General features: G+C 47.9%; 17 protein-coding genes. 10 read left to right on the top strand and 7 right to left on the bottom strand.

The window, feature by feature from the left end:
* Window positions 1-89 precede the first annotated feature (89 nt).
* Complete coding sequence (locus CHA6605_RS34880) at window positions 90-263, top strand: hypothetical protein (protein ID WP_198288424.1); 174 nt, start codon at window positions 90-92, stop codon at window positions 261-263.
* A gap of 296 nt (window positions 264-559) precedes the next feature.
* On the opposite strand, the gene CHA6605_RS03975 is transcribed toward CHA6605_RS34880, so the two are convergent.
* Both CHA6605_RS03975 and CHA6605_RS33600 read right to left on the bottom strand, forming a co-directional pair.
* A complete protein-coding gene (locus CHA6605_RS03975) occupies window positions 560-1,126 on the bottom strand; it encodes a DVUA0089 family protein (protein WP_015158262.1) in 567 nt (188 codons plus the stop codon).
* 99 nt (window positions 1,127-1,225) lie between these two features.
* Window positions 1,226-9,550, bottom strand: coding sequence for a Calx-beta domain-containing protein (locus CHA6605_RS33600; RefSeq protein ID WP_015158261.1), 8,325 nt, complete (start codon window positions 9,548-9,550; stop codon window positions 1,226-1,228).
* Between the two features lie 306 nt (window positions 9,551-9,856).
* Here CHA6605_RS33600 and CHA6605_RS03965 point away from each other — a divergent pair, with 306 nt between their 5' ends.
* Window positions 9,857-13,396, top strand: coding sequence for a helix-turn-helix domain-containing protein (locus CHA6605_RS03965; protein ID WP_015158260.1), 3,540 nt, complete (start codon window positions 9,857-9,859; stop codon window positions 13,394-13,396).
* A 225-nt stretch (window positions 13,397-13,621) separates the two neighbouring features.
* The gene (locus tag CHA6605_RS03960) at window positions 13,622-14,083 is read left to right on the top strand and encodes an EVE domain-containing protein (protein WP_041548693.1); all 462 of its coding nucleotides are present in this window, start codon (window positions 13,622-13,624) and stop codon (window positions 14,081-14,083) included.
* A 130-nt stretch (window positions 14,084-14,213) separates the two neighbouring features.
* On the opposite strand, the gene CHA6605_RS03955 is transcribed toward CHA6605_RS03960, so the two are convergent.
* A complete protein-coding gene (locus CHA6605_RS03955; RefSeq protein ID WP_157259775.1) occupies window positions 14,214-14,897 on the bottom strand; it encodes a hypothetical protein in 684 nt (227 codons plus the stop codon).
* A 592-nt stretch (window positions 14,898-15,489) separates the two neighbouring features.
* On the opposite strand from CHA6605_RS03955, the gene psbX reads away from it, so the two are divergent.
* The 3 genes from psbX to CHA6605_RS03940 all read left to right on the top strand — a co-directional run bounded on the left by psbX (window position 15,490) and on the right by CHA6605_RS03940 (window position 19,220).
* Window positions 15,490-15,609: a photosystem II reaction center X protein gene (gene psbX, locus CHA6605_RS03950; protein ID WP_015158257.1), complete on the top strand. Its 120-nt coding sequence runs from the start codon at window positions 15,490-15,492 to the stop codon at window positions 15,607-15,609.
* Window positions 15,610-15,915: 306 nt separating this feature from the next.
* The gene (locus CHA6605_RS03945; RefSeq protein WP_015158256.1) at window positions 15,916-16,845 is read left to right on the top strand and encodes a Ycf66 family protein; all 930 of its coding nucleotides are present in this window, start codon (window positions 15,916-15,918) and stop codon (window positions 16,843-16,845) included.
* 203 nt (window positions 16,846-17,048) lie between these two features.
* Entirely contained in the window at window positions 17,049-19,220 is a 2,172-nt protein-coding gene (locus tag CHA6605_RS03940; protein WP_015158255.1) for an amylo-alpha-1,6-glucosidase, read from the top strand.
* Window positions 19,221-19,293: 73 nt separating this feature from the next.
* Here CHA6605_RS03940 and CHA6605_RS31225 read toward each other — a convergent pair whose 3' ends face one another.
* On the bottom strand, window positions 19,294-19,818 hold the full coding sequence (locus CHA6605_RS31225) for a tetratricopeptide repeat protein (protein WP_015158254.1): 525 nt from the start codon (window positions 19,816-19,818) through the stop codon (window positions 19,294-19,296).
* A 399-nt stretch (window positions 19,819-20,217) separates the two neighbouring features.
* Between CHA6605_RS31225 and cobQ the strand changes: the two genes are divergently transcribed.
* The gene (gene cobQ, locus CHA6605_RS03930) at window positions 20,218-21,696 is read left to right on the top strand and encodes a cobyric acid synthase CobQ (protein ID WP_041547534.1); all 1,479 of its coding nucleotides are present in this window, start codon (window positions 20,218-20,220) and stop codon (window positions 21,694-21,696) included.
* Between the two features lie 430 nt (window positions 21,697-22,126).
* A complete protein-coding gene (locus CHA6605_RS03925; RefSeq protein WP_015158252.1) occupies window positions 22,127-22,657 on the top strand; it encodes an alpha-ketoglutarate-dependent dioxygenase AlkB family protein in 531 nt (176 codons plus the stop codon).
* Window positions 22,658-22,802: 145 nt separating this feature from the next.
* On the opposite strand, the gene CHA6605_RS03920 is transcribed toward CHA6605_RS03925, so the two are convergent.
* The 3 genes from CHA6605_RS03920 to CHA6605_RS33595 all read right to left on the bottom strand — a co-directional run bounded on the left by CHA6605_RS03920 (window position 22,803) and on the right by CHA6605_RS33595 (window position 24,591).
* Window positions 22,803-23,201: a TIGR02588 family protein gene (locus CHA6605_RS03920; protein WP_015158251.1), complete on the bottom strand. Its 399-nt coding sequence runs from the start codon at window positions 23,199-23,201 to the stop codon at window positions 22,803-22,805.
* Window positions 23,198-24,094, bottom strand: coding sequence for a TIGR02587 family membrane protein (locus CHA6605_RS03915; protein WP_015158250.1), 897 nt, complete (start codon window positions 24,092-24,094; stop codon window positions 23,198-23,200). The genes CHA6605_RS03920 and CHA6605_RS03915 overlap by 4 nt, the downstream gene beginning before the upstream one ends.
* 335 nt (window positions 24,095-24,429) lie before the next feature.
* Entirely contained in the window at window positions 24,430-24,591 is a 162-nt protein-coding gene (locus CHA6605_RS33595; protein WP_015158249.1) for a hypothetical protein, read from the bottom strand.
* Window positions 24,592-24,773: 182 nt separating this feature from the next.
* On the opposite strand from CHA6605_RS33595, the gene CHA6605_RS03910 reads away from it, so the two are divergent.
* Both CHA6605_RS03910 and CHA6605_RS03905 read left to right on the top strand, forming a co-directional pair.
* Window positions 24,774-25,550 (top strand): lysophospholipid acyltransferase family protein, encoded by a 777-nt coding sequence (locus CHA6605_RS03910; RefSeq protein WP_157259772.1) that lies wholly within the window; start codon window positions 24,774-24,776, stop codon window positions 25,548-25,550.
* Window positions 25,551-25,553: 3 nt separating this feature from the next.
* Window positions 25,554-26,303 carry an alpha/beta fold hydrolase gene (locus CHA6605_RS03905; protein WP_015158247.1) on the top strand — a complete coding sequence of 250 codons (750 nt, stop codon included), beginning with the start codon at window positions 25,554-25,556 and terminating at the stop codon, window positions 26,301-26,303.

Raw genomic sequence — 26,303 nt, 5'->3', positions numbered from 1 at the left:
GATAGGGGTTAGGGAATAGTGGATAATAAATTTTTGGACGCTTGCGTCCCCCATTCTCTATTCCCTATTCCCTATCCCCTATCCCCTAAATGACGATCGAACCTGTCGAAATCGAGATGGACATTACCGCCGCGCCAAGAGAGTTGGCGACGGCGATCGAGTTAAAGCTTCAAGAATGGGGCGAACCCCTGCGGTGGGCGATTACAGCGGTCGATCGCGAGACAAATATCGCTCAGATCGAGGCAATCGTGATTAAGGAATAGGTTTAAAGACACAAACCCGACTTTGGTTCGATATTTCGCATTTTCAACCGATCGAGTATCGAGCTGTTGTTGTCGAAAGTAATTAATTGAAGAGCGAAACTTTAACTCGATCGTGGCTGTAGTTTGAAACTTTGTCAAGCGATCGAGTGTGAGTTTTAATAATAGCCATTGTTGGGTTTCGTGAATATAATCTTCAGCCGTCGCTCGAATAATTGCTTGAGTCCTAAATAACTCGAATTCACTAGTTTCTAATTCTTGCCAGATCCGATCGACAAAGCAATCAGTTACATATTCCATCACGACATTTTGGATCGTAAACCCACGATCGATCTACGTTTTAAACCAACTAATGCAAGTCCAGCGATCGCAGTACCGATAAAGTCAGCAGGTTCGGGGACTGCGGTAGTAACGGTGGAGATCGTCAGTGCATAATTTGAGCCTAGAGGTGCGCCATTATTATCCAATCCAAACGAGCCAGAACCGCTAAATCCCTCGCTGAAGTTGACATTTATTGGAGAGTTAAAATATCTACCAAATGCGGAGATAACAGCGCGATAAGTAATTCCTGATGTTAATGTGAGATCGAAGTTTAAATCGCCAATATCGATATATTCATTGACATAATCATCGGTGCCATCGAATAAAGTTAGGACAGGGGAAAAATTATCAGTACTGTAGCTGGTGGTTTTGAAATTAACTAGCGTACTAGGCGCGACGAAAGTTACATTGGCGATCGCATCTTCATTCGCCAACGAGCCGCTTAAAGTGGCGATAGTCGCGCCAAATGCAGGTGCCGCACTTGCAAACGTTCCCGCAGTCACAGCAGCAATTCCTAAAAGTTTGGTAATATTTGAGGTTTTCATTGTGATATTCCTAAGATTAAGTTCGATCGATTATTTGTTGCTTTACTCGATCGAGATAAGTAGCGATCGCCACTTATCTCGGCTGGGATGTGATGGAGATTAGAACAGCGTCAAACTATTGCTGGTTAAACTAGGATTGCCAACAAATTGGGCGATCCGGACTTGCGAAGCTCCACCGATACCATCGGCATCGAAGAATAAGATTCCCGATTGCGAGTTGTAGATAAATCTTTGGTTGGCTGTCGTCGCTGCTGAGCCGATGCCAAACCGCTCTGCATTTAGCATACCCACAGGATCGCTGCCAAATACTGCATCGTTACCCAAACAGCAGCGACAGAAAGTTAGCCGATCTTCACCGACGACAAAATCATTAATTTTGTCAAAGCCTTCACTGGCGTTGTTGAAGCCGAAAACATCGTTACCCGCGCCGCCATAGAGTATATCTACGCCAGCACCACCAAAGATGGTGTCGTTACCCGCATTACCAAAGATGGTGTCGTTGCCCGCACCGCCAAAGATGATATCGTTGGTGGCAAGACCCACTAGTCGATCTGCATTCTCTGTACCGACTAGGGTAGGTAAGAGATCGTCATTGAGCAGCGTACCTGTCGCGCTAGTAACTGCGATCGAGGCATTTACAGCATCGCTGAGATCGAGCCTGAAGGTTTCATCGGCTTCATAGGTTTTTTCGCCCAACACGTTGATATTGACAATTTTGCTAGTCTCACCAGGATCGAAGGTGAGAATGCCTGTGGTGGCGGTGTAGTCGCTACCCGCGATCGCCGTACCGTTAGCGGTGGTATATGTCACCGAGACTGTATTGGTGCTGGCGCGATTGAGTGTAATTTGGAAGCCAAAATTGTTAGGGCAATTACCCTCAGCGCGGCTAACATTACTGATGCTTATTGCCGGAGCGAGCGTATCGTCATTGAGGATCGTACCCACACCCGTACCTTTGGAGATTGTCGCACCGACGGCGTTAGAGAGGTTGACGTTAAAAATTTCGTCTAGCTCGACAGTAGTATCGCCATTAATCTCGATCGTGATGGTTTTGCTGGTTTCGCCAGCCGTAAAGGTAGTAGTGCCTGCAATTAGCTCTGCGGGTGCAAAGCTGAGGGAGCCAGTTTTGGCAATATAATCGTTAATTTCCGTGGCAGTATTATCGGCAGTGCCATAATCGACGGTGACGAAATCATCGCTGGCACTACTGAGGGTAACAGTGAAAGTTAGATTTTTATTGCCATTGTCGCCTTCGAGGATGCTGACATCATTGATGCTGAGAGTGGGAATCGGATCGTTATCGACGATCGTCACAGTTGCACTACCGCCGCCACCGCCGCCAGAGCCACCAGTACCACCGCCGCCACCGCCACCGCCACCGCCACCAGAACCGCCGCTGCCAGAACCAGAACCGCCACCACTACCAGAACCAGAACCGGAACCGGAGCCGGAACCACCAGTGCCAGTACCACCAGTACCGATCGCATAGCCAATATTTGGAATAATGGTGACGATGCAACTGCGGAAGAAATTGTAGATGTTATTATCGCCAACGGGAACGCCTAGAGTAGCAGTATTGCTGCCAGGAGCGAAGGTAATCGAACCCGATTGCGCGCCATAACCCTGACGGGTGGTAGCATTGCCGCCCAGATCGAAGAAGACAGTCAGGGGACGATCGGGATTGCCGCCCGTGCGGGTAAAGGTAAATAAGCCCTCGCCGACACCTTCTGTCGAGTTAGGATTGGTAGCGACGATCGTAATTTCGGGTAAGGTATCATCGTTAGCGATCGTGCCCGTGCCTGTCGCCATCACGATGCCGCTAGTATTTTGGGCGTTGGCGAGCGTGACGCTAAATGCCTCTTCAGCTTCAAAATCGCGATCGCCATTAACGGCAATATCGATCGTCTGGCTGGTTTGCCCTGGCGTAAAGGTAATAGTGCCGGATTTGGCAACATAGTCGGGATCGAAGTTAGTCGAACCGAAGACGGTGGCACCACCATCGGCAGTGCTGTAGCTCACTGTAACGGTTTCCACAGTAGGATTGCTGAGGGTAACGTTAAAGCCGAAATTGGTAGTGCCGCTAGTGCCTTCCGATCGCGAGATATTCCCAATGCTGACAGTCGGGCGGCTGTCGTTATCGCTGATATCGATCGTGCTGGTGTTGTTTACTGTGTCGATGAGATAGTCACTAACACTGACGTAAGTGCCATTGAAGAAAATTAGCCCAGGATAGAGAGTTCCATTAGTCACATTTTTATCGACGATCGTCAGACTAGCAGTTTCTGGGGCGATTCCTTCAAAGATATTATCGTCGGTGGGAGTGAGTACCACTGTTGCGGTACTGCTACCAACTGCGAACACTACCGCACGGGGGATAGTGTAATCACTACCATTTACAGCTACACCGCTGAGGTTATAGATCGCGAGTAGTGTATTGGTTGTCGCTCCAGTGCGGGTGAAGGTAAATTCACCCAGATTAGCAGGCTGTCCCGCTAATGTTTCCGCTGCATCGGTATCGGTAGCGACGACACTAATCGTCGGTAAATCGTCATTACCGATCGTGACTGTGCCCGTACCTGTGCCAATCGAGGCGTTATTTGGATTGGTGAGATTGACATTAAATGTTTCGCTATCCTCAAATGCAGTATCGCCCGTAATTGGTAAATTAATTACCTGACTGATTTGCCCTGGGGCGAAAGTGACAGTGCCAGATGTGGCGGTGTAATCGCTCCCGGCGATCGCGGTACCATTGGCGGTACTATAATTAACGGTCACGGTTTCGACAGTGGGATTGCTTAGGGTTAGCGTCCACCCAGCGTTAGTACTGCCGCTGTTGCCTTCGATCGCATTACCATTACCGATACTCACCGTGGGGCGACTATCGTTGTCGGTAATATTTACTGTCGCCGTACCTGCCGCTCCCACTCCGTAATTGCTGCCAGATGCCACCGTCAAGATGACGGTTTCGGGGGTTGCACCTTCAAAAATGTTATCGTCAGTGACGCTGAAATTCAGAGTAGCGGTACTGCTGCCAGCGGCGAAGGTAACACTCGCGGGGATGATATAGTCGGAGCCATCAGTTGCCGTACCAGAGAGGGTGTAATTGACCGTTAAGGGGCTTGTAAGTGCGCCGACGCGGGTAAAAGTAAATTGTCCCTGTGCGCCGCCTTCTGCGCCATTATTCGTGCTAGCTACCGTAACCAGGGCATCATCATTAACGATCGTGCCCGTACCCGTAGCAGTGGTAATCCTGCTGGCATTTTGGGCGTTAGTTAGATTGACGGTAAAGGTTTCATCTACTTCACCGATCGAGTCGCCGATAATGGGGATGCTAATATTCTGGCTGGTTTGCCCTGGCGTGAAGGTGACGGTGCCTGTGGTGGCGGTATAGTCGCTACCATCCGTAGCCGTGCCGTCGGCGGTATTGTAATTTACCGTGACGGTTTCGACGGTAGGATTGCTGAGGGTGAGAGTAAAGGTAGCATTAGTACTGCTGCTGCCTTCGAGGAGGCTGGTGTTATTAATACTAATTGTCGGGCGACTATCGTTATCGGTAATATTTACCGTGGCGGCATTGTTAACGCTATCGACTAGATAGGTAGGCGGACGGTTATTGCCCAAAATGCCAAACAAATTGAAGACAGTATCGTCAATTAGGGTGAGAATTGCTGTTTCTGGGGTGGCCGTTTCAAAAATATTATCATCGATCGCGGTTAAATCTAACGTCGCCGTACTGCTGCCGATCTCAAACGTTGCTGAGCCAGGAATGGTGTAGTCAGAGCCATTAGTCGCCGTACCACTCATCGTAAAGAGTACGGTTTTAGCGGCTGTAGTTACACCAGTTCGGGTGAAGGTAAATGTGCCTGGATTTGTTGTTTCGCTAGCATTATTATCGGTAACGGCGACACTAATTGTCGGTAAATCGTTATTTAAGATTGTGCCGATCGCGCTAGTTGTGGCGATGGTAGTATTAACTGGATTGCTGAGATCGATCCTAAAGGTTTCGTTATCCTCGAATAAATTATCGTCAGTAATCGCGATCGCGATCGTTTGGCTGGTTTGTCCTGGTGCAAATGTTACCGTGCCTGTGGTTGCAGTGTAGTCACTACCCGCGATCGCGGTACCGTCAGCGGTGCTGTAATTTACTGTAACTACTTCCGTGGAAGGATTGCTGAGGGTGAGGGTAAACGACGCATTACCACCTTCGCCAACACTGAGATCGGCAATACTTACTGTGGGGCGACTATCGTTGTCGCTAATATTTACCGTGGCGGGAGTAGCATCGAAGGCGTAGTTACTGCCAGTAGCCAGGGTGAGAATAACGGTTTCGGGAGTAGTACCTTCAAAGATGTTATCGTCGATCGCGCTGACATTGACGATCGCCGTAGTGCTATTTGCCGCAAACGTGACATTCGCCGGAATGGTATAGTCAGTCCCATTTGTGGCTGTACCAGACAGAGTGTAGTTAACCGTTAATGCTTGTGCTGTCGAACCGCCGCGAGTGAGGGTAAATTGGGCGGGGGTAGAGTTTCCTTCGGCACCATTAGCCGTACCGATGACGGTAACAAAGGCATCATCATTAACGATCGTACCAATCCCCGTCCCGCCTGCGATCGAGACGTTTTGAGCGTTAGTCAGATTGATGCTAAAGGTTTCATCTGCTTCGCCTACTGAGTCGCCGATAATGGGGATGGTAATAGTCTGGCTAGTTTGTCCTGGGGCGAAGGTGACGGTGCCAGAGGTGGTTGTGTAGTCGCTACCTGCCGTAGCCGTACCGTTGGCGGTGCTGTAATCTACCGTGACGGTTTCGACGGTGGGATTGCTGAGGGTGAGAGTAAAGGTAGCATTAGTACTGCTACTGCCTTCGAGGAGGCTGGTGTTATTAATACTAATTGTCGGGCGACTATCGTTATCGGTAATATTTACCGTGGCGGCATTATTTACAGAATCGACGAGATAGGTAGGCGGACGGTTATTGCCCAAAATGCCAAACAAATTGAAGACAGTATCGTCAATTAGGGTGAGAATTGCTGTTTCTGGGGTGGCCGTTTCAAAAATATTATCATCGATCGCACTTAGGCTAATCGTTGCTGTGCTACTACCTGCGGCAAATGTCACCGAACCAGGAATAGTATAGTCAGAGCCATTTGTCGCCGTGCCGCTCATCGTAAACAGCACTGTTTTCGCATCAGTAGTGATGCCGCTCCGGGTGAAGGTAAATTCACCAGTATTTGTCGGTTGTTCGGTTGCGATCGCATCAGATCCTGCAACGCTAATTGTGGGTAAATCATCATTAACGATCGTGCCTATGCCAGTTGCAGCAGTACCGAGGGTAGCATTCGTCGGTGCAGTGAGATTGAGGCTGAAGGTTTCGCTAGCTTCAAAATCGAAGTCGCCACTAATCGAGACGTTGACAATTTTGCTGGTTTCTCCGGCGGCAAAGGTGACTGTACCAGTAGTAGCGGTGTAGTCGCTGCCAGCGGTTGCCGTGCCATCTGCCGTGCTGTAATTGACGGTGACAGCTTCGGTGCTAGGATTGCTCAGGGCGATCGTAAAGGCAGCATTAGTAGTGCCAGTATTGCTTTCACCAATGGCGATGTCATTAACTGTCACTGTCGGACGACTATCGTTATCGGCGATCGTAATTGTGGTATTAGGCGTAGCACCCAGCGTGTAATTAGTGCCAGCAGTCAAATTGACGATCGCAGTTTCTGGTGTCGCTCCTTCAAAGAGGTTATCGTTAATAACATTGAGATTGACAACTGCGGTGTTGCTACCTGCGGCAAAGGTTGCCGAGAGCGGAATACTATAGTCAGAGCCGTTTGTCGCCGTGCCAGTTAGGGCATACGTGACAGTCAACGGACTAGCGATGACACCGACACGGGTGAGCGTAAATTGCCCTAAACTATTACCTTCAGCACCATTAACGCTACTAGAAATAGTGACGATCGTATCATCATTAACGATCGAACCAGTAGCTGTAGTCGTAGTCCCTAAAGTTCCATTAGTCGGCGTACCCAGCGTGACGGTAAATGTTTCGTCCGACTCGACTTTGGTATCGCTATTAATAACGACACTAATATTCTTGCTAGTTTCGCCAGGGAGGAACGTAATCGAACCAGTACCAGTAACGACATAATCGCTATCGCCAATTGTTGCCGTACCATCAGCCGTCGTGTAGGGAACGATAACGGTTCTGGTGGTAGGATTGCTTAGTGTGACAGTAAAATTAGTAATGGTAGTGCCAGCTTGACCTTCAGCGACAGGAGTAGCATTCGCGATCGTCACGATCGGTGGCAAATCGTTGATAATCGTAAAGTCGCTATAGCTAAATGCAGTCGAGCTTAAATCGACACTCGTATTATTGATACCCTGCAATACGGCGATGAGTTCGCTACCTCGAAACAGAGCCGTACTCGGCGCAGTGACACCCCCAATCGTAGTCGCTGTCACAGAGTAGTCGGTGGCTGCACCGCGTAGTTGGATGACATCTTGGGTGAGACTAAAGTCGGTAATTTTGGCATAGTCGCCATTGCCGCTGGTAGCATAAAAGTTTATCCCGTTGGCAGCGAGGATAAAAATATCATTATCTGCACCACCTGTGAAGGTATCGATTTCATTATTACCAGGGGTTGTATCGCTGCTATTGACACCGATAATGATGTCATTGCCTGCATTACCATTAATGGTGTCATTCCCTTTACCACCAATTAATCGATCGTTTTGATTGCCGCCAGCAATATTATCGTTTTGATTAGTACCAGTAATATTGAAACGCTCGATATTAGTATAAACGACTCGATCGACAAAGTTATTGTTTACACCAAAGCGAGCATAAAAATCACCACTGCCAGCAGTAATATTTTGAGAATTAATTACTAAACCAGCTTGATAAGTTTTAGCCGAATAATCTAAGACGAGTGTATCGGTACCAGCACCACCATCGACAGTATCGATATCATTAATCGTGGCATCACTCGTACCAGGATTGAGAATGTCATCGCCACTACCGCCAGTAACTATATCTAAACCACCACCAGCACTGATATTGTCATTATCATCGCCACCGCCGAGATTATCATTACCATTGCCTGATGAAATTGTATCGTTACCAGTTCCACCAGTAACAGTATTAACCCCATTTTTGACATCAATAATATCGTCGCCAGCAGCACCATCGACAGTATCGTTAAAGTTACCAGCACTGATAGTATCAGCGGCACTACCGAGCTTAATATTTACGGCTTCAATGTTAATAAATTGAGTGCCATTAGCGAGAGTATTTGAGACATTACTTAGATCGATATTAGAAGCAGTTGTAGTGCTAGAGACATCAGCACCAGCAGTATCATTACCAGCACCGCCATCGATAATATCGACACCACCTCGACCATCTAAAATATCATCACCAGCACCACCATTTAAAACATCATTAAGATTGGCACCAGCAATATTATCGTTTTGATTAGTACCAGTAATATTAAAACGTTCGATATTAGTATAAACGACTCGATCGACAAAGTTATTGTTTACACCAAAGCGAGCATAAAAATCACCACTGCCAGCAGTAATATTTTGAGAATTAATTACTAAACCAGCTTGATAAGTTTTAGCCGAATAATCTAAGACGAGTGTATCGGTACCAGCACCACCATCGACAGTATCGATATCATTAATCGTGGCATCACTCGTACCAGGATTGAGAATGTCATCGCCACTACCGCCAGTAATTATATCTAAACCACTACCCCCGCTGATGGTATCATTGCCATCCAATCCACTGAGCGTATCATTACCCGCCAATCCGGTAATCGTATCGTCGCCACTCGTACCTGTGAGATTATCGTTACCACTCGTACCAGGGATATCGGCTAATACACCCTGATATGCCGCCATTACCTCAGCAGTACAAGCTAACGGTACCGATGCGGCTAAATTCCAGTCGCCACCCAACAGAGCGTTACCCGTCTTAGTTGCCTTGGCAATTACCCTAGTATGAGTCAGTTCGCGCAACCACCAGACGAATGTCGCACCGCGTTCTCCTTGCGCCACTTCACAACCATAGAGCAAAATCTCTGCACATACAGCCACAGATTTCGACCAAGCGCGCAAGCTGTCGGTATAGCTGGCTAAATTCTCTAAATGCACGTAGCCATTACCCAACTGGAGCGAACCTGGCGTACCGTGCGAGACGATATGAATTGCACTCAAACCTCGATAATGCGCTAAGACCTCAGTAATTTGGCTGATACCATCTCGATCGAGATCCAATGCCACAGTCTCTATCCCAGGCAATATACCCGCACTGAGGGCGCGATAATCGGGTACTTGTCGATCGATAAAGACAATCTGTCTGGGTAGGGCAATGTCAGTAGATGATAAGAAAGTTACTTTATTAGTGCGATCGATGCTGGGTTTAGCCATAAATTTTGTGCTGGAAAATCGGGTGTAAGGAGGGTTTAGATCGAGGCTGGAAGTGGTTTACATCTCCATCGATCGATTCACTTGTCTCCAATCAAACATACCCCAATCAAAATTGAAATCAACGATTAGATCAGCCATTTAGCTGATGACAAATCTTTGAAAATTGTAGAGTTTTTATGCAAAATAGAGATTAGAACTCGACCGAGATTGACTTTCAGCGTTCGATACTTGGCAATACCTGTGTAACAATAGATGAGAAATTGGATACAAATGAGATACACGCTCCAATAGTTTCTCTATCGATACATGATGATTCCGCCCCACGTCCGCCATCTGCTCGACCACCTTCTCCTCAAACAGCGTGGTAAAGAAATGACCGAAATCGAAGATCGAATTTGCCAGGGCATCTGGCAAAATCATGATTACAACACGATTTCCAAAGCGACAGGCTATCAACCCGTCAGTGTTAGGCGTCTGGCTTCGCAGTTGTTTCAGGAACTCTCTACCGCCACAGGGCAAAAAGTCACCAAGCAAAACTTTCAGCCGAGCTTCAATCAACTGGCACTCGATCGACAGTCCACCGTAGACTGGGAAGATGCACCGACTGATATTCAACCTTTTTGCGGGCGGATTGAAGAACGATCGAAACTCTCGCAGTGGATCTCGATCGATCGGTGCAAACTAATTGCTATTCTGGGTATCGGTGGCGTCGGCAAAACAGCATTAGCGACTAAAATCGGTCAACAATTGCAAGATAATTTCGACTTTGTAATTTGGAGATCGCTACGAGAAGCACCACCATTAAATCAATTGCTCGGCGATCTCATTGGCGTCCTTTCTCAACATACCAATCTCGAAATTGCCAAAACATCGCCAAAGCGGATTGCGATCTTACTCGAACAACTTCAACAACATCGCTGCCTGATAATATTAGATAACGTTGAAGCAATTATGAATCCGGGCGAATATGCTGGAAATTATCGCGAAGGGTATGGCAATTATGGTGATTTATTTCATCGATTGGGCAGCACTCAGCAGCAGAGTTGCACGTTAATCACCAGCCGCGAGCCACCCCCAGAAATAGCCGAACTCAGTAGCGAAAAGCTTCCCGTGCGAACTTTACCCCTGCGGGGGATCGATGATGCTGGCACGGTATTGTTAGAGAAAATGTCGGTCGCAGGCAAAATATCAGAACTACAATCAATTAACGATCGCTGTCAAGGCAATCCATTATATCTACGGATTATTGCCAATACGATCGCTAATAACTTCGATGGCGATTTAGCTGCTTTTCTAGAATCCGATCGCTATACTTATGCCAAAATCAGCAATATTTTGACCGCTCAATTAGCTAGATTGACAATCGCAGAAAAACTCCTAATTTATTGTTTAGCAATCCGCCGCGAACCAGTCTCGATCGAGACACTAGCCGCACATTTTGCCCCATTAAACCTCGATCGATCTTTACCAACGACGATCGATTCCTTAATTAAAAGATCGATCGTCCAAGCGATCGGTAGTAACGAGCCGATCTCGACTAAATCGCCATCAAAATCTCGCCCAAACAAACGTTATACTCTCCAAAATGTCATCTTAGAATTTACAACCGATCGATTACTCGCCGAACTTCAGCGCGAATTAGCAATCCCAGACGGATTGTTTTTTTTTAACCATCTCGCCATCCACCCCGCCAGTTCTCCCGCCTATATTCGCGAGATTCAGCAGCGACTGTTCCGCCAACCCTTGGCGCGCGCGATCTCCCAGCAACACCAAACACAGGCTGTCGAGCGTGTCCAGTCCCTAATTCCGCTCAGCCGCAGTCTAACGCCCTCCGGCTACGCCGCCGGGAATACGATCGAGCTAGCATGCGAATTGCAAGCAGATTTTACGGGCTGGGACTTGACAAATTTGTACATTGCCGAGACAGATTTTCAAGCAATGTTATTGCGTCGCGTCGATTTTAGGGGCACGACATTCGATCGATGTCGATTTGCGCAGGGGATGGGCGGCTTAATTGGACTGAGTTTCAGCCCCGATGGGCAATATTTAGCCGCTAGCGATACGCGGTTTCAGATTAAAATCTGGGAAGTAGCCACCAATCGCGAAATTGCCATGCTCGTCGGGCATCAAAGCTGGGTGTGGGATGTTCGATTCAGCCACGATAGTAAATACCTAATTAGTGGTAGCAGCGATGAGAGCATTCGGATTTGGGAGATCGCCAGCGGTGAATGCGTGCAAGTACTCACCGGGCATCGCGACTGGGTGTGGCAAGTCAATTTTATCTTTAATAGTCAGCTCGCTGTCAGTATTGGTGCCGATCGGCAGGTGAAAATTTGGTGGTGGAAAAAAGCCCAAAATTTACTGACTTTTAACGTGCCAGATTTTGGCGTGCGCGATGGCGTTTTTCACGCCCGCAGGCGGTTGTTAGCGGCTTGTGGGGAAGATGGAATTAGAATTTGGCAGATTTGGTTGGGCGTTCAGGTAAAAGCGATTCGCGACCCCCAAGCACTCAATCTGCGGCGGCTGGCATTTAGCCCCAATGGTAAAAAGATTCTGGGGGCAAATTTTTCGCGGACGATTCATTGTTGGGATGTGGATACGGGCGCACATTTATTCGATTTGTGCGGACATCCCACTCAAGTCGGGCATATTAATTTCGAGAATACGGGGCAAATTGTCTCTACTTGTCTCGAACAAATTCGCGTCTGGAATCTCCAGACAGGTGCTTGCCTGCGGACGATCGATTTTGCCGCCGATTGTGGCAAAGCTGCCGCTTATCACGCCCCATTTGTCGCCACAGGTAGCGATAATGGCACGATTCAGATCTGGAACTTAGAAACAGGCAAGTGTATCTCCACGGCAGGCGGCTGCGCGCCCCGAATGATGAGTTTGGCGACTAATTCCCACAATTCGATCGTCGCTAGTGGTAAAGATGATGGCACCCTATCGCTGTGGAATTTGGAAGACTTGGCAGATCCAATTACGCTCCAGGCACATCAAAAATTAGCAGGAGGACTGGCATTCAGTCCTAATGGTAAACTAGTCGCTAGTACGGGGAGCGATCGCATTATCAAAGTTTGGGACGCGCTTACGGGCGAACATCTACACAGTTTTGAAGGGCATACCGATTATGTGCCCCAACTGATATTTGCTGACGATCGCACCATCTGGAGTCGCGGTTATGATGCGACTACCCGCCACTGGGATCTAGAAACTGGCAAGCAAGAAATTTTTACCGCCCTACAGCCGCAATGGGTATTGGTATTAGCACGCTCTCTCGATTGTCAGTGGATTGCCTTTGGTACCTATACCCCCATGCTCGCGCTGTTACATCGCCCCACGGGGCAGCTTACCAGTTATCCCGCCGTAGGAAATCGCCTCAGGCAACTGACTTTTACGCGCGATGGTCGATCGATTATCGGGATTACCGACGATCGACATCTCAATCGTTGGCAACTCGATCGCGATTGTCTCCATACTAGTGCCAATATCGGCGATCGAGATGCGATGGCGATTCTTTGCCATCCCCTCTACTCCCAGCTCCTCATTTGTGGCAATGATGATGGTACGATCTCCGTCTGGGATCTCGATCGGCAAATATGGATCGACAGGTTTCAAGCTCACCAAAAAGAGATTAATTCGATCTCATTTCTCGATCGATTAAATAGAGCGATTAGCTGTAGTGTGGATGGTGCAATTAAGGTATGGGAATTGCAAGATTATTCGTTAGTTGAAGTTCGCTCGATCGAGTCGATTAAGCCTTATCAACTAATGCAACTCGGCGACAACGAAGGATTGAATCGCGCGCAAATAACCGCTCTGGTTCAACTTGGTGCGTCGATTTAAAAGTATATGTGGAGGTTGTTGGTGCCAACCCCCAGACCCCCCTGTCTTGACTGATACACATGCTCCTCCAATCTCAATACTTCTCGGTTAAGAACTGCTGACGATTGAAATCGCAGCTTGTGATGCGAAGTCCGCGTAGGCGGACTAACTAATTTTTAGATTAACAAAAGAAGTATTGCCTAATGAGATCGTATAATGCACCTAATTGTTAGAGTTAAAGATCGAGTGAATTATTGGTTGATGAAGTCCGAACCCGAAGTTTATGGGATCGGCAATTTGGAGCGCGATCGCACGACTATTTGGGATGGCGTCAGAAATTATCAGGCGCGAAATTTTCTCAAATCGATGCAAGTCGGCGATGTGGCATTTTTTTATCACTCGAATACCAATCCACCCGGAATTGTCGGACTCATGCAGATCGTTGCAGCTCAAGTCGTCGATCCGAGTCAATTCGATCCCGATGGTGACTACTACGACCCCAAATCTACCCCAACAGCACCGCGCTGGCATACTGTCAAAGTCGAATTCGTCCGCACTTTTAGCAATGTTATTACTCTCGCCACACTGCGCGATCGATTCACCCCCGCAGAGCTACTAGTCGTCAAGCAGGGCAATCGATTATCGGTTATGCCAATTCTCGATCGAGTCGCGGAGGAGATCTTAGAACTGTCTCCAGCAAAGGGGTGAGAGAGGAGAGGGGGAGAGTGGGAAAGTAGTTGCAATCCCAAATCCTCTAAAGCCTAAAACCATAAAGCCTAAAGCCTAAAACCTAAAGCCTAAAGCCTAAAGCCTAAAACCTAAAACCTAAAACCTATCTCTACAAATTCACTGGTAACTTAATCCCCCAGCCTTTATAGTTGACATAATATCGACCGCTCCGAGGCGGACAGCCGATCGAATTGCACAACTGATGGGTGAACTTTTCCTCCATCGCCCGTGCAGACTTCTCTAGCGGATTGTTTTGATAATTTTGTCCGCCCCGATAATATCCGATAAAATAGCGTTCGCCAAATTGACCGATCCCGCCAGCTTGACGGCATTGTTGGGCATGAGTGAGTTCGTGAGCCAATAATACCAATCGATCGGTATCGCGAGCGCGATATGGCGCGCGAATATAGATCCGATCGCAATAAGTCTGCGCCGATGAATCTACGCCCCCAATATGGGTTTCCTTGCCTCCTTGCGACCATCGATCGAGTAATTGAGCTTGATATACCACCGTCACTCGATCGACCAAATCTCCAAACAATGGCCGCAAATAGCCCTTTTGAGTCACATCTAGAGGCACGCCTTGAGGATTGCGCAAAGCCATAATTTGAGCCGCTAGCGGTAGCATGGTCGCCCCAGTTTCACTCCAGGCTAGTTCGGGAGTGGGTGCAGCGATCTCTGGTACCTGGGGGAGTTGAATTGCGCCTGTGAGAGCCGACTTTTGGGTAGAGAAGAGATCGTGGAGTGAGTGCGGGGATAACGCGATCGCGATGACCAATGCCGTAACTAACACAATCGAACAAAATTTACAGAACTTTCTCAGGTTCGCGATCATTGCTCAAAACAGGTTGAAGTAAAGTGAAGAGTCGGCGAAGGCGGATCTAAAATCCACTGCTTAATCATAACAATCCCACTTCGACCGTCGAAAGTCTCTTTTGCAAAGAATCTTAAGACCGATCGCGCTATAGATTGCCGCCCAAATTGCTACAGACCAACACTGGCAATAGATATAGCCGATCTCGCTACCGATGCGTCCGCTCTAGTAAGCTGAGAGACATTTAATCTACTGGTTGAGAAAAGGCTTTAGGTTTTAGGTTTTAGGTTTTAGGCTTTAGGCTTTAGGTTTTAGGCTTTAGGCTTTAGGCTTTAGGCTTTAGGCTTTAGGCTTTAGGCTTTAGGCTTTAGGCTTTAGGCTTTAGGCTTTAGGCTTTAGGCTTTAGGCTTTAGAGGAGTTGGGATTTGGGATTGTAACTGCTTTCCCACTCTCCCACTCTCCCACTCTCCTAACTCCAGGCCAAATTTGGACAAACACTTCTCAGCGTGCAACTAAGTAGCTAGAATTAGATTAAATAATCTTTTAGTTCGATCGCAGGACAAAACCTTTTATGACACCCTCATTAGCTAACTTCATGTATAGTCTGCTCGCAGGCGCATTGATCGTAGTCGTTCCCGCTACAGTCGGCCTGATCTTCATCAGTCAAAAAGATAAGATTCAACGTTCTTAAGATTCGCCACCGCCGCTAAATCAACCCCAGATCGGTCGTCCGACCCAACTGGGGTTTTATGGTGGAAAAATTAGTCAATCTATGGATGGACGAAGGAGTTCGATGCTCCTGATGGAGAGGCTCCGCCAATGAGCCAAAATAGAAGTGGTAAAACTTTCGCAACAACAGAAGTTTTGAATATGGTCGATCGGCATAAATAATGGTGAATGCTAAAATATACGAAGAATTAAATAGCCTTTGACCATGTCGAGCATTTAATGTCCCAACGGTTTGCACCGTTCTGTTTCACCCTTTGAGGAAATCACCGTGAGTTTTGGCATTCCTGCGGCTCTGCTATTTGGTCTAGTTTTGATTCTTGCCTCTCTGAGCCTGTTTCTGACCAGCAAGTTCAAGCCCGATCTATATCAAGAATCTGACAACATTTATGCGATCGTTGGCATTATCTGTGGTTTGCTGCTGCTGATTAGCCTGGACTTGGGCGCAGCAATGGCCTTCCAGCAATTGCTGATGATTGGTTCGATAATCACCCTCATGTGGCAATTTATTCAGGTGCGTGCCGAAAACAAACGGCTCAAAGGTGGTGGTCGCAGTGCTGGTCGCGAAGCCTCCCCACGGAAATCGGGTTACACTGCGCGGATTGATGATGAGCCAGAATATGCGCCAGTCGAACGGAGCAATCGTCGCAACAAAGATAGATTAGATCGTCGTAACAACGAACGCGAAGACCTAGAAGAGTTTCCAAGTCGTCGATCTGCGACTAGAGAGTTGCCTGAAGACAGGTTTGCACAGACAGCCCCGCGCCGTCGTCTCACCGAGCCAGCTCGCTCTGAAGTAGGCTACCTCGCTCGTCGCCAAAATGACAGTTGGGACGAACAGGACTGGAATGATGCTGACGAACCAGTACAGGTGCGCCGCGCTTTACCAGATGCCGATTATGCAAGTTCCAATCGTCGCTCGTCGAATCGCAGCAGAAACAACCGTCCCGATTCGGCAGAACCGACGCGAGACTGGGATGATAGTCAGCCAGATATGGGCATGATAGACGAACCAGCACCCAGCCCCCGCAGCCGCCGTCGTTCCCGTCCCGAACGCGATCCGAATGGTTCTGCCGACAGAGTGGCAAGTATCGGCGGCGAGGGTTCCACCGCCAATTATATAGACTACGAACCGCTCGATCCGCCATCAGGGTTACCGCCCTCGAGCACCGAACCGATCGTCTTTCCCGATCGCTACTAGATCTAGATCGATCTCAACAGCACGCTCTTTGTGGCTCACTAGCCATAAAGAGCGTGCTTTTTGTGGCATGAGGTATTTATCGCTACAAAACCTCTGAGTAAAGATAGATTTTATCATTCTGAATTCACGCTAGTTTAAAGATCTAGTCATCTAAACTTTTTATTAAGTTTATCTGCAATTTTCTAGCTGATGGAATCTAGCTTATGCCTTTTCTGGTAAACGTCGGCCCGCCTGTATTGACCATCAATCAAGGGAACACCTTTATGGTGACGCAAGAAGATGGCCAAATGATTTCTGAGGGAGAATTTGGGGTGTTTGCTGACGACACCCGATTTGTTAGCTATTATGGGATCTTCGCCAACGGTCAACCGTGGACGCGGCTTAATTCGAGTACGACTAGCTATTCAACCGCTCGCGTTTATCTCACCAATCCGAAGATCGAAACCGAAGACAGCACGATTCCTCAAGGCACGCTAGAGCTAGTCTTGAGCCGGGTGGCGGGCGATGGCATTCACGAAGACATCGATATTACCAATCACGGGTTGACGCCAATTAAATTCAATCTCGAAATTGCCCTGCGATCGGATTTTGCAGATATATTTGAGGTTAAATCTCATCACTACATTCGGCGCGGACATATCAATACAAGCTGGAGCGAAGAAAATGGAGAATTAAACACTACTTACATCAATCGTAATTTTCAGCGTCGCTTTTTGTATCGAGTCCGCAACGCATCTTCCCCAGCGCGATTTGCCAATGGTCGCATTACCTTTTTGGTAGAATTAGCAGCCAGAGAATCTTGGCATACCTGCTGCTACTACATTTTAAGTTCGGATGGTGCCTATCCCCAAGCGGATACAGATCGATCGAACACCAGCATGTTTCCCACCGAGTGCTATGAGATGGCACCGGAAGCCGAGGCATTGCACCAGCAATGGTTTGACAATGCCACCCAAGTAACCACCGCTCAAGAAGAAGTCTATCGACTCTATCAGCAATCCGTCGAAGATATGGGCGCATTGCGGCTCTACGATCTCACTTTACCGTCCGATACTTGGGTACCAGCGGCGGGTGTCCCCTGGTTTGTGACGATCTTTGGGCGCGATAGCCTAATTGCCAGCCTCCAATGTATGCTGGTACGCCCCAATTTTGCCCTGGGTACCCTCAAAAAACTCGCCCAATACCAAGCAACAGAAATCGACGACTGGCGCGATGCACAGCCCGGTAAAATGCCACACGAACTTCGCACAGGCGAACTGGCACACTTCAATCGCATTCCGCACACGCCTTACTACGGCACCGCCGACGCGACGCCGCTGTATCTCATCTTGCTCCATGAAACCTGGAAATGGACTGGCGACATCGGATTGCTGCATGAATATCGCGATGTCGCGCTCCGCTGCTTGGATTGGATCGATCGTTATGGCGATCTCGATGGCGATGGCTTGCAAGAGTTCAAAACCAGCTCTCCACAAGGTATTTACAATCAAGGGTGGAAAGACTCAGGCGATGCGATCGTGTATCCAGATGGTTCGCAAGTCAAAGCTCCGATCGCGCTGTGCGAACTTCAGGGGTATGTATTTGATGCCTGGATGCGGATGGCAGAAGTCTTTATCGCACTCGGCGAGCCAGAGCGCGCGATCGAATTCAGACAAAAAGCCAAGACGTTGCAATCGCAGTTTGAGGAGCAATTCTGGTGCGAGGAATTGGGGTTCTACGCCTACGCCCTCGATGGCGATAAACAACCCGTCAAATCGATCGTCTCCAATCCCGGACACTGCTTGTGGAGCGGCATTGTCAGTCCCGAACGGGCGGTGCAGGTTATCGATCGATTGATGGCTACCGATTTGTGGAGCGGGTGGGGCATTCGCACTTTATCTGCCGATCATCTCAGTTTCAATCCCCACTCTTACCATCTCGGCTCGATTTGGGCGCACGATAACGGCATTATTGCCCTCGGATGCAAACGTTACGGCTCTGACATTGCCACTGCCAAAATCGCGCGGGGTATTTCCGAAGCCGCTAGTTATTTTGAGAACTACCGTCTCCCCGAAGTCTACGCTGGAATTACCCAACAAAAAGGCGCGTTCCCCGTACAATACGCCCAAGCAAACGTCCCCCAAGCCTGGGCGGCGGGTTCGATCTTTCATTTAATCCAAGCGATGCTCGGACTGCAAGCCGACGCCCCTAATGGGCGGCTGTATGTCGATCCACAGTTACCCAAATGGTTGCCAGATATCACTCTGCGCCAACTAACCGTCGGTAATGCTGTCATCGAGCTGCGCTGCTGGCGCGAAGACGATCGCACTCATTGGCACGCCGATGTTAAAACAGGCGAGCTGGAGATCGTGCAGAAGTCTTGGCAACCGTGGTGAGGGGAGGAGGGGGAGACGGGGAGACTGGATGAGCCTAAAACCTATCCCCTATTCCCTATTCCCTATCCCCTCACTATTGCTGCCATTTCTTAATCAAATCGATCGCGGCTTGATATTCTTGAGTGCGTCCTTGTTCTTGATACAGTCTGGCACAGGTTTGGAGATCGCTAATTTCACTTGCGGCGTCGCTGAAATGTTCGTGCTTGAGTACGCCTCTGGCACAGTACACGACTGCATTATTAGGATCGAGTTCGATCGCGCGATTAAAATCGGCTAATGCACCTTGAATATCCTGAAGTTTATCTGCGGCAATAAATCCGCGCGCATAATAAGCAACTGCATAATTGGGATTGAGTTTTATCGCTTGGTTGAACTCTGCTAATGCGCCCTGAACGTCTCCTTTTTTGTATTTCCGTACCCCCGCTGCAAAGTAGTCGCTCGAACTTTGTTCTTTGACTTGGGCGATTAAAATCGCGCTCGGTGTAACTACTGTCTGCCCGATTTCAATCGAACTTTTAGCAACAGCAATCGCCACGCTCGTCGGAAGAGTAGCTGCTAACCCAATTAATGCCGTCCACAGAAAGTTTCTCGTTGACATGTAAATTAATTGATAATTGATAATCGATCGCTGGGTTGTGGGTACCAATTTGGGTTAAATATTTGTCGGTGTTTCTAGATTGACAATCTGCCTTGGTTGTCGCCAATGCGATGAGCCGATCGCTAAAAATTTGGAGTGGAATTGATGCCAATACTTCTGATTTAAGAATTGCTAGCGACTAAAGTCGCCGCTAGTGATGCAAAGTCCGCCTACGCGGACTAATCAATTCTGGGATTAAACGAGAAAAAGTACTGGGATCGATCTTAACCGGGGTCACGGTAGAAGGCGATCGATTTGGCTGGCGATCGATCTATGCATACAATAACTAAACGATCTTCATTCTCATTCGTTCCCATTCGCTCGAAATCCCCAATCCCCAAGCCCCAATCCCCAATCGCAATGACTAAATCCATCATGGTTGTGGGTACCACCTCCCACGCCGGAAAATCGCTAATTACTGCCGCAATCTGTCGCCTCCTCGTCCGCCAAAACTGGAAAGTTACCCCTTTTAAAGGGCAAAATATGGCTCTGAATGCCTATATTACCGCCGATGGTAAAGAAATGGGTCACGCTCAAGCCGTGCAGGCGTGGGCAGCCAAAATCGAGCCGCGAGTCGAGATGAATCCGATCTTGCTCAAACCCCAGGGCGATATGACGTCTCAAGTGATTTTAATGGGTGCCGCTGTGGGGAGAGTACAGGCAGCGGATTATTATCGCGATTATTTCGATCGCGGTTGGGCGGCGATAACCAGTTGTTTGGATAAATTAGCCACAGAATTCGATTATATTGTCTGTGAAGGTGCGGGCAGTCCAGCAGAAATCAATCTCAAACATCGCGACTTAACTAATATGCGGGTGGCGAGCTATTTACAAGCCAATACTGTCTTGGTTGCTGATATCGATCGAGGTGGCGTGTTTGCACATATTGTCGGTACTTTAGAGTTATTAGAACCGGAAGAACGCGCTTTAATTAAAGGATTTGTTATTAATAAATTTCGCGGTCAGAGATCGCTTTTAGAATCGGGAATAACTTGGCTAGAAGACCGGACGGGGATTCCCGTTATCGGTGTGATTCCGATGTTAGACCAAGTATTTCCAGCCGAAGATTCGTTAGATTTGTTGGAGAGGCGATCGCGAAAACCGAATGCAGATTTGACTATTGGCGTAGTTAGATTTCCGCGCATTTCTAACTTTACCGATTTCGATCCGCTCGATGCCGAACCGACGGTAAATCTTAAATATATTACGAACAAAGATGAAGTAAATAACTGCGATGCGATTATTTTACCTGGCTCTAAAACCACGATCTCCGATCTGCAATGGCTCCAGCAAACGGGCATCGCCGCAACGCTCCCCAATTACCTCGCCAGTGGCGGTACCGTTATGGGGATTTGTGGCGGTTTTCAAATGCTCGGTACTACCATCGCCGATCTTACCGGAATCGAAGGCATCCCTGGCGAATATCCCGGCTTGAATCTCTTCCCACTCCAAACCACCATCACCGATACCAAAACCACCCGCCAACGCACCACTACCACCAATTATCCCGTTCTAGGCGTGTCGATCGCTGGATACGAAATCCATCAAGGCACTACCCACTGGCACCCAGCAGGAGCTAATAGCGGCGAATACGAGCAGTTATTTGGAGACGAGACACTCGGAATCGTCGATCGTCCCCAAACGCTTTGGGGCACTTATTTACATGGTATTTTTGATAATGGAAGCTGGCGGAGAAACTGGTTGAACCAAATTCGATCGCGTCGTAATTTGTCGCCGATTACTACCGATGTCCCAGACTATACCAGTCAACGCGAGGAGATTTTCGACAAATTGGCAGATTCGATCGGTGAATATTTAGATTTAACTCCATTACAATAGTCTACGGTGAATAATCGACCGCTCGTAGCTCGTAGGGTGTGTTATCGCGTCAGCGGCTTGCGTTTCTCGTTCCGAGAGGCTTCGCCAACGTCGGGTTCCCCGACGGTTTAGCAAGACAAGACAGCGTAACGCACCAAAGCAAGTTGTGGCAGAGTTACTGCGGAGATCTACCCACCCCGCCCTATGGGCACCCCTCCCAGGAGGGGATTTATTCCTCAGCCCTCCTTGATAAAATAAAAGGGTAGGGAGGTTTCATATACCAAAAGAAAAATCTATTAGTTCACTTCAGTGAACTTTTGCTATTAGCCCGAAATTTATTTCAGGGCGGTTGAAGACGAAGCACTAGGGTGTGGACATTCTTCTTTTCTTGTATGAAATCACCCTGCTCCTTAATAAAATAAAGGGGAGGGAGTTAAGATATCGACGATCGATGATAGAACCAGAAGTTACTATTTGCCCAGACTATTTCTCGCCTCAAGCCGCTACCGAACTATATATCAAATTACGCGATCGCATCGAGTGGGACGAGCGGATTAGCGCGCGCAAAACTGCGTGTTTTGGGCTACCTTACAATTATTCGGGATTGACTTACGATGTCACGCCGATGCATCCAATTCTCACGCCGATTTGCGATCGATTACAACAAACATTGGGATTCGAGCCGAATAGTTGTCTGATTAATTATTATCAAGATGGTCGTGATAAAATGGGTTTTCACTCCGATGAAATCGACAATCTCGAAGATGGCACCCAGATTATCATCATCTCCTTGGGTACCGAACGGAAACTTTCATTTCGATCGAAAGCGGATTATTCACAACGATTGCAATATTTATTACCCCATGGTTCGTTGATGTATATGAGTCAAAAAACCCAAGAATTTTGGAGTCATGCGATCAAAAGAGCTAATGTCATGGATGGCCGAATCAGTCTAACATTCCGCCGCATTGTGCCGGAATAATTTCGATCGCCCTAATCCTCTAATCAGCTAAAGAGTCGATCGACAGTCAATTGAAACGACGCCGCCAATTCAGGAACGGGCAATAAATCGGCTTTCTCTTCATCTTATTCATCTAAATTATGGCGATGAATTTATTTTACTGTGGCTAAGGTTTGCGATAACCCGTAATGCGCAAGATTAATTTACCGTTTTGGGGATTGCGGCTAAACAAAAATGCCCCTTCCTCAGCTTCTCCGCCAGCGAGGAAATCAAATTGCTGTTCGCCCATTTCTTTGACTTCTCCACCAATTTGCAATTCGGCAGTTACGCGCACTGCATCAGCAGTTTCTCCCCCCTTATTGGTGAGGGTAAAAGGTACATAAAAACTGCCCGCAGCTTGACGGATCTTACCGCTTTGTTCGATCGCTAAAACTGGGGGTTCGTTTCCGACTTTTGCCCAACTATAAAGTACCAGTCCCACAATTCCAGCTACAATGCTCGATGCAATGCTAAAAGTTACCCACTCAGCCACAGATCGCTGTTGTTTTTGTTCGGGTTGACTCATACCACTATCCGTCCCGCTGCACCACCAATTGTAGCTGGCAATCCCAACACGATCGCATGGCTCAACCAGACTGTCCACGGATCTTCAAGACTGAGTTGATGGAAAAACCACAGCATTAATAACCCGGACATTAATGAAACAAGATAAGCTATTAAAGTCTCCGTAATCGGTCGATGAAATAGACCTTCTTGTTGGTAACGCTTATCTTGATTGGTTAAACCAGCCACAAATACAATCCCGTAAGAAATTAGTAAAGAAGCCGCGATTATGGCTATTAACCAAGGAGGGGTCATTGCTGACGCCAACATCGGTACCTCTTCCGTTGGTGCGATCGTAAATGCAATAAACAAAGCACCGATCGAAGTTGCACCCACATCGGCAAAGGTGGCGTTAATTTCTGGGCTTTTAGACTGTGGAGATGAGGATTTTGGTTCGTTACTGCTTTGGCTGCGATCGCCACTTAAAAATGAATTTGCTACAGCTACGCCGAGTGAAAACGGAACGCTTTCAAAAATAATTTTACCAACTGCTTCATTGATTGATGTCGCTAGATTAATCTCTCGTAATAGCACCAAAGTTAAGGCTGTACAGACAAATCCAATTGCCAAAGTTTCAATACTATCCATCAAGGCATTGCGCATTTTAGTATCGACAGTGCCGCGAAACCCTTCTGTCCGAATCAGCAAAAAGACAACGACAAAATTAGTAACCAATGCAATCAGCATTTGTAAAGGTTCGGCATAAGAACCAATCCACCAAACTTCCATCGTGTATAACAGTGGAATCCCAAACAAGAAACCACTGGAGGCTCCTCGGATCGAGTCCCTAATTTCTTTTTTAAAAGCTTTTCGAGCCGAATTAGTTCGCTGCTGCCGATTGTGGCTTTTGATCATCGGATGCCAATACTTTTTTCGATTGTCACAGAATCGCTCTGCTATAGCGATCCTAACTGAAAAGCTTCGTACCCGGAAGGCGGGCATAAAGGCATCAACCCTACAGATTAACACTACTGTGAGGAAATCGAATCGGATTGCTATATGCCTAAAGTGTATCGCAGATTACAGCGATCGGGATAGGCATTATCTCACATCTTACACCAGTGCATAGATACTATTACTGCGGCGACCCGAGGGTACTTACAAGGGGCACCCCTACAGATAACTTGTAGCAGGGTGGTTTCATCCACCAGCATAAAAATCTCTTAGCTCACTTCAGTGAACTTTCGCTATTAGCCCGTTGGCATAGCCTGAATGTCCGATAATACGGCAATAATGTCGGCAACCATAAACCAGATGCCGACATGTCGATCGATCGCATCTAGTAGCAGGAAGGGGGCGATCGTCAAGCGCAACCCGACTAAAATCCTCGGGATATATACCAATTGGAACATTTACCACTCATCTATTTATTGTTACGCTAGATCTTGCCATTGGGCAACTTTTGCCATCGGTGGTGAGATTCCAGCTTCCCCGATCGAAAAAATCGAGTTAAACTTGAGAGTATAAAGAAATTATTAAGTTTACTCGATTGAGTGCAGAGTTGGAGTGTGGCTACTAAGTAAGTCCCTCAACTGTGTCTCAACTCAACTATACCAGCCAAATCCTTTCAGGTAACTTCATGAATTTACTGGAGTCGATCGCCCCATTCGACGGTTATGTAACCACCATGGCTAGAGATGTCATTGGCTTATTAGGGATGGATGTAAAGGTTTACAACCGCGAACGTCTGCCCCAATCTGGCCCATTATTGATTGTCTCCAATCACCGCAGTTTCCTAGATCCCTTTATTCTCACCAGTTTTCTCAATACGCCGATCAACTTTGTCTGTCATCGCTATATGGGCAATGTCCCAGTCTTGCGGGAAGTTTTACAAAGCTGTGGCGGTTTTCCGCTGACAAATCAAGACTGGTATCCGGAACTATTGCACCATTCTACCGAACTACTCGATCGAGGTAAAACGATCGGGATTTTCCCTGAAGGTGCGGCTCCGATGTTAGCCACCCCGCAGCCTACTGGCATCTGTCCTTTCTATCGAGGGTTCGCACATCTGGCATTGCAAGCAACTGTCCCCGATCTCCAGATCTTACCCGTTGGCATCTTATCCCAAGCAGAGATGCAATGGCCAGCCATACCATTGAGCATCCTGCATCAATTAGATCCCACCGAGCCGCTATTTGGCAAAGATGGCTGGCATCCAGCCGTAGTGTACCAACAAGCAGAGATTAGGATCGGCAAACCGTTCTCGATCGCGCCTTACCAGCAACAGTACCACGGTCGCCAAGCTGGTAAAGTAGTAAAGGATCTCACCGCCACCTTATCAAGACAAGTTGCTGACCTGCTCTCAGCATAAACCATGCAGCTTTATCCTATTAGTTTCTTTCAGCCGCGACCCGCCCAGCCACATCTGCCATTATTTGTGTTTTTTCCGGGGATGGATGGCACAGGCAAGTTACTATACAAACAACTAGATACTCTGGCCGCTAGGTTTGATATTCGCTGTTTGGCCATTGCTAGCAACGATCTGACCGACTGGGCGGGATTGGTCGATCGATCTTTACATCTGATTGCAACCGAACTCACCGAAGACCGCGAGTTGTATTTCTGTGGCGAGTCGTTTGGGGCGTGTTTCGCCATGCAAACAGCCGGACAAATTGCCAGTAAAATCAGCGAACTGATACTGATCAATCCAGCTTCTTCCTTGGTCCGGTTGCCCTGGTTGGCAAGTGGCAGTGCCTTAACCAGACTGCTCCCAGATGCCCTCTATCCCCTCTCTGCTAGGATTTTGGTCAATTTCCTCATCGACCCCGATCGCGTCGCCGCGCCCGACCGCCAGTGCCTGCTCAATGCCATGCTCTCAGTGCAGCCACAGTCGGCAGCTTGGCGACTAGATTTACTCCGACAGTTTAACGTCCATTCCGTATTACCCAACATCGTCGATATCCCCGTCTCCCTCATTGCTGGCGAACTCGATCGATTATTGCCCTCAGTGCCAGAAGTCCAAATCCTAGAGCAGCTATTACCCAAGTCCAAAACCAAGCTCCTCCCCAACAGCGGTCACGCTTGTCTATTAGAGAAAGACATTTATTTAGCCGATCTACTATAG

The sequence above is a fragment of the Chamaesiphon minutus PCC 6605 genome (assembly GCF_000317145.1).
In the GTDB taxonomy this organism is placed as follows: domain Bacteria; phylum Cyanobacteriota; class Cyanobacteriia; order Cyanobacteriales; family Chamaesiphonaceae; genus Chamaesiphon; species Chamaesiphon minutus.
This window is presented reverse-complemented; position numbering and strand designations above follow the sequence as displayed.